Origin of the sequence: Pseudomonas sp. DrBHI1 (assembly GCF_002205115.1) — a bacterium.
GTDB classification, from domain to species: Bacteria; Pseudomonadota; Gammaproteobacteria; order Pseudomonadales; family Pseudomonadaceae; genus Aquipseudomonas; species Aquipseudomonas mosselii.
Genome location: NZ_NIBE01000063.1, coordinates 1 through 5,587 on the forward strand (window position 1 = coordinate 1; position 5,587 = coordinate 5,587).

4 protein-coding genes are annotated in these 5,587 nt (G+C 66.6%); 3 read left to right on the forward strand and 1 reads right to left on the reverse strand.

Annotated elements, in window-relative coordinates; all coding sequences use genetic code 11:
* Window positions 1-62 precede the first annotated feature (62 nt).
* The 3 genes from purD (at window position 63) to CC207_RS14740 (ending at window position 4,928) form a co-directional block, all read left to right on the forward strand.
* A complete protein-coding gene (gene purD / locus CC207_RS14730) occupies window positions 63-1,358 on the forward strand; it encodes a phosphoribosylamine--glycine ligase (protein WP_028691279.1) in 1,296 nt (431 codons plus the stop codon).
* Window positions 1,359-1,494: 136 nt separating this feature from the next.
* Entirely contained in the window at window positions 1,495-4,260 is a 2,766-nt protein-coding gene (locus CC207_RS14735) for a hybrid sensor histidine kinase/response regulator (protein WP_069016470.1), read from the forward strand.
* A 71-nt stretch (window positions 4,261-4,331) separates the two neighbouring features.
* A complete protein-coding gene (locus CC207_RS14740) occupies window positions 4,332-4,928 on the forward strand; it encodes a MarC family protein (RefSeq protein WP_028691281.1) in 597 nt (198 codons plus the stop codon).
* A 12-nt stretch (window positions 4,929-4,940) separates the two neighbouring features.
* Here CC207_RS14740 and CC207_RS27640 read toward each other — a convergent pair.
* Window positions 4,941-5,587 (reverse strand): precorrin-3B C(17)-methyltransferase (locus CC207_RS27640; protein ID WP_256582091.1); only part of this gene is annotated, 647 nt, incomplete at its 5' end.

The following is a 5,587-nucleotide window of genomic DNA, read 5'->3' on the forward strand; positions in this document are numbered from 1 at the left end:
TCATTGCGACCTCGTACAGCGTGAGGCCTTGCCTCCCGTCCGAAAGAATTCGAGGTTTTGACATGAAAGTTTTGATCATCGGCAGCGGCGGTCGTGAACACGCCCTGGCCTGGAAAGTCGCCCAGGACCCACGCGTCGAGAAAGTCTTCGTTGCCCCGGGCAACGCCGGCACCGCCACCGAAGCCAAGTGCGAGAACGTCGCCATCGACGTCACCGCCCTGGAGCAACTGGCCGACTTCGCCGAGAACAACGTCGACCTGACCATCGTCGGCCCGGAAGCGCCGCTGGTGCTCGGCGTCGTCGACCTGTTCCGCAGCCGCAACCTGGACTGCTTCGGTCCGACCAAGGGCGCGGCCCAGCTGGAAGGCTCCAAGGCCTTCACCAAGGACTTCCTGGCCCGTCACAAGATCCCGACCGCCGACTACCAGAACTTCACCGAGATCGAGCCGGCCCTGGCCTACCTGCGTGAGAAAGGCGCGCCGATCGTGATCAAGGCCGACGGCCTGGCCGCCGGCAAGGGCGTGATCGTCGCCATGACCCTGCAGGAAGCCGAAGACGCCGTGCGCGACATGCTCGCCGGCAATGCCTTCGGCGAAGCCGGTTCGCGGGTGGTGATCGAAGAGTTCCTCGACGGCGAGGAAGCCAGCTTCATCGTCATGGTCGACGGCCACAACGTGCTGCCCATGGCCACCAGCCAGGACCACAAGCGCGTCGGCAACCAGGACACCGGCCCGAACACCGGTGGCATGGGCGCCTACTCCCCTGCCCCGGTGGTCACCGCCGACGTGCACCAGCGCGTGATGGACCAGGTAATCTGGCCGACCGTGCGCGGCATGGCCGAGGAAGGCAATGTCTACACCGGCTTCCTGTATGCCGGCCTGATGATCGACAAGGCGGGCAACCCCAAGGTCATCGAGTTCAACTGCCGCTTCGGCGACCCGGAGACCCAGCCGGTCATGCTGCGCCTGGAGTCGAGCCTGGTACTGCTGGTCGAAGCCGCCTTCGCCAAGGCCCTGGACAAGGTCGAGGCCCAGTGGGACCCGCGTCCGAGCCTGGGCGTGGTGCTGGCGGCTGGCGGCTACCCGGGCGACTACGCCAAGGGCGCCGCGATCAGCGGCCTGGATGCCGCCGCCAAGCTTGAAGGCAAGGTGTTCCACGCCGGTACCGCGTTGAAGAACGGCCAAGTGGTCACCGCTGGCGGCCGCGTGCTCTGCGCCACCGCCATGGGCGACACCGTCGAGGCCGCCCAGCAGCAGGCCTACCGCCTGGCCGAACAGGTCAAGTGGGACGCCAGCTTCTACCGCACCGACATCGGCTACCGGGCCATCGCCCGCGAGCGCGGTGAGCACCAGCAGTAAAAAGGTACCGAACGGCCGTGGCGCTCCGCGCACGCGGCCTTCGGCTCGTCGTCAAGGCCCCGCCGGGGCCTTGCCTTCGCCTTGGCGCGCCGCGCATAGTTGTTATCCGGCACATTAGCTAAGAAGGGATTTCGTCGTGCGTCGGCTTCGGATTGCCATAGCCCTGATCGTCAGCCTGCTGACCCTGCTCTGCCTGCTCCCGGCACACGCCGAACAGGCCGCAGGCTGGTCGGCGCTGCTCGATGAACAGGGCAACCTGCAATTGTCCGATGTACGCTCCGAGCGTTACCGCAACCAGTTCAGCCCCCTGGCCCTCGACGAACTGGATGCCGCCCTCCCCGACCAGGCACTCTGGCTGCACTATCGCCTGGAACCGCACGACCAGGAGCAACTGGTCCGCATCTTCGCCCCCGACTTGTCGCGCCTGGACCTCTACGCCCTCGAAGGCGGCAAGCTGCTGCGCCAGTTGCACCATGGGCGCCAGGGCGATGGCCTGAGCCCGACCCAGCGCGGCCGGGACCATGTGCTGCCGCTGCCGCACAGCAGCCAGCCACTGGACATCTACCTGCGACTGGTCTCCGAACACCAGTTGCGCCCTGCCATCAGCGTCGAGTCCACCGCCCACGCCGCCGCCGACCAGCGCCAGTCGCTGCTGTTCGGCCTGCTGTTCGGCGGGCTGGTGATGCTGATCCTGCACAACCTGATCCGCTTCGCCTATTCACGCTCCAGCACCACGCTGGTCCTGGCGCTGTACCACGGCCTGATGCTGCTCAGCGCGCTGATCCTGCTCAATCTCACTGGCCCGTGGAGTCAGCTGTGGCACAGCGCGCAAACGCCGGCGGCCTACCTGACCCTGGTGCTGGCGGGCCTGGCCGGGCTGTACTTCACCCTGCATTTCTTCTCTCCCTGCAGTTCGGCGCGGCTCAACCGCCTGCTGCACATGGAAATGGTGGTGGCAGCGGTCAGCGGCATGGTGCTGCTGTTCGTCGACACGCTGCCGCTGAACCTGATGACCTACGCCCTGCTCGCACTGGGCAGCCTGAGCATGCTGCTGGTCAGCAGCTATCACTGGTACAAGGGCTACGGTCCGGCGCGGTTGTTCACCGTGGCGATGCTGGTATTCAACCTCGGCGGCCTGGTGCTGCTGCCGGCCCTGCTGGGCCTGACCCGCACCCCCACGCCCTGGCTGCTGTGCATCCTCATGGCGCTGACGGTGGTCAGCGGCCTGCTGCTCAACCTCGCGGTCAGCGAACGCCTGCGCCGGATCAGCGAGGAGCGTTTCCGCGCCAGCCGCGCCCTGGCCGCCAGCGATGCCGAGATCAACGCCAAGGCCGAGTTCCTGGCCAAGATCAGCCACGAGATCCGCACCCCCATGAACGGTGTGCTGGGCATGACCGAGCTGCTGCTGGGCACGCCGCTGTCGGTTAAACAGCGCGACTACGTACAAACCATCCACAGCGCCGGCAACGAACTGCTCACCCTGATCAACGAAATCCTCGACATCTCCAAGCTCGAGTCGCGGCAGATCGAACTGGACGATGTGCAGTTCGACCTCAATGCCTTGATCGAGGATTGCCTGAACATCTTCCGGGCCAAGGCCGAGCAGCAGAACATCGAGTTGATCAGCTTCACCCAGCCTCAGGTGCCCAGGGTCGTCAGCGGCGACCCGACACGCCTGCGCCAGGCCCTGTCGAGTCTGCTGGACAACGCCCTGAAAAACACTACCCAGGGCGAGATCCTGCTGGTGGTGGCCCTCGACCAACGCGGCGACAGCCCGCGCTTGCGCATTGCCGTGCAGGACAGCGGCGAGCCCATGCCGCCCGCCGAGCGCGATGCCCTGCTACAGGCCGAACTGCACAGCCGCCACTTCCTCTCCAGCAACAAGCTCGGCGGCCACTTGGGCCTGGTGATCGCCAAGCAGCTGATCGGCCTGATGCAAGGCGAGTTCGGCATCAAGACCAGCACCAGCATGGGCAACACCCTGTGGCTGACCCTGCCGCTGGACCCGCTGCGCCTGGAGCAGCCGGCCACCGACCTCGACAGCCCTTTGCGCGATGCGCGGGTGCTGGTGGTCGACGACAACGATACCTGCCGCAAGGTACTGGTGCAGCAGTGCAGCGCCTGGGGCATGAACGTCAGCGCGGTGCCGTCGGGCAAGGAAGCGCTGGCGTTGCTGCGTACCAAGGCGCACCTGCGCGACTACTTCGACGCGGTGCTGCTGGACCAGAACATGCCCGGCATGACCGGCATGCAGCTGGCGGCCAAGATCAAGGAAGACCCGAGCCTGAACCACGATATCCTGGTGGTCATGCTTACCGGCATCAGCAATGCGCCGAGCAAGATCATCGCCCGCAACGCCGGGGTCAAGCGCATCCTCGCCAAGCCGGTGGCCGGCTACACGCTCAAGACCACCCTCGCCGAGGAGCTCGCCCTGCGCGGCCGCGAGCAGGCCGCGCCGCCGCTGCCGGCCGGCAGCCCGGTGCCATTGGACCTGCCCGGCGACTTCCGCATCCTGGTGGCCGAGGACAACAGCATCTCGACCAAGGTCATCCGCGGCATGCTCGGCAAGCTCAACCTCGAGCCGGACACCGCCAGCAACGGCGAGGAAGCCCTGCAGGCGATGAAGGCCAGGCACTACGACCTGGTGCTGATGGACTGCGAGATGCCGGTACTCGACGGCTTCTCAGCCACCCAGCAGCTGCGTGCCTGGGAAACCGCCAACCAACGTCCGCGCACCCCGGTGGTGGCGCTGACCGCGCACATTCTCAACGAACACAAGGAGCGGGCGCGCCTGGCCGGCATGGATGGGCACATGGCCAAGCCGGTGGAGCTGTCGCAATTGCGTGAGCTGATCCAGTTCTGGGCGGGGCAGCGTCAGGTAGTGTCTGACCCGCTGGCCTGAGAGAAGCCCGCGCCCATCCCGCAGGTTCCGTGCTATACAGGTGCCACCTATCCCGTCGCGGACCCGCCCCCATGCTCCATGAGTTGTTCAGCGTCTACCTGAAGATGCTCGTGCTCTACAGCCCGTTCTTCGTGCTCTCATGTTTCATCGGCCTGACCCGCGGCCACTCCAGCAAGGAACGCAAGCAACTGGCCTGGCGGGTGGCCATTGCCACGCTGGTCGCCAGCGTGCTGCTGTACTTGTTCGGGCGGGTGATCTTCGGGGTATTCGGCATCACCGCCGACGCCTTCCGCATCGGCGCGGGCTCGGTGCTGTTCATCTCGGCGCTGGGCATGGCCCAGGGCAAGTCGGCTGTGCAGACTGACAACGTGCAGCAGGACGTGACCATCGTGCCGCTGACCATTCCGCTCACCGTCGGCCCGGGCACCATCGGTGCACTGCTGGTGATGGGGGTGGGCCAGCCGCACTGGGACGACAAGCTGCTGGCCATCGTCAGCATCGCCCTGGCCAGCTTCACCGTCGGCCTGGTGCTGTACCTCTCGCACCGTATCGAGCGGCTGCTCGGCGACCAGGGCCTGCAGATCGTCAGCCGCCTGATGGGACTGTTCGTCTGCGCCCTGGCGGCGCAGATCATCTTCACCGGGATCAAGGGCTACCTGCTGCCCTGACCCCGGCTTCGCTCAAGGCTTGGCGGGGTACCAGCGCGGCGTGTACACCCACTGGCCGCCACCGGCACGGGGGAAGGTGCAGGTGGTCGAGGAACCGACCAGCACCAGGGTGCGCATATCGACCATCTCCGGCAGCAGCTCGCCCAGGGTCACCACCCGCAGCGCCTGCCCCGGCCGGCCGATATCACGGCCCAGCACCACGGGGGTGCCTGCGTCGCGATGGCGACGTACCACTTCCAGCGCCACGCCCAACTGATGAGGCCGGGCCTTGGAGATCGGGTTGTAGAACGCCAGCACCAGATCCGCCTGGGCGGCCAGGTCGAGGCGTTTTTCGATGATCGACCAGGGCTTGAGGTTGTCCGACAGCGACATCACGCAGAAATCGTGCCCCAGCGGTGCCCCCGCTTGCGCGGCGGTGGCCAGCGAGGCCGAGACGCCGGGCAGGATCTGCAACTCGACGCGCTGCCAGGCAGGGTCGCTGGACTCGTGCAACGCTTCGAGCACTGCGGCGGCCATGGCGAATACGCCCGGATCACCAGACGATACCACCACCACCGAACGGCCCTGGGCCGCCAGCTCGAAGGCATGGCGGGCGCGCTGCATTTCTTCGCGGTTGTCGGTGCAGTGCAGCACTTGATCGTCGCGGAAGGGGCCGGCCA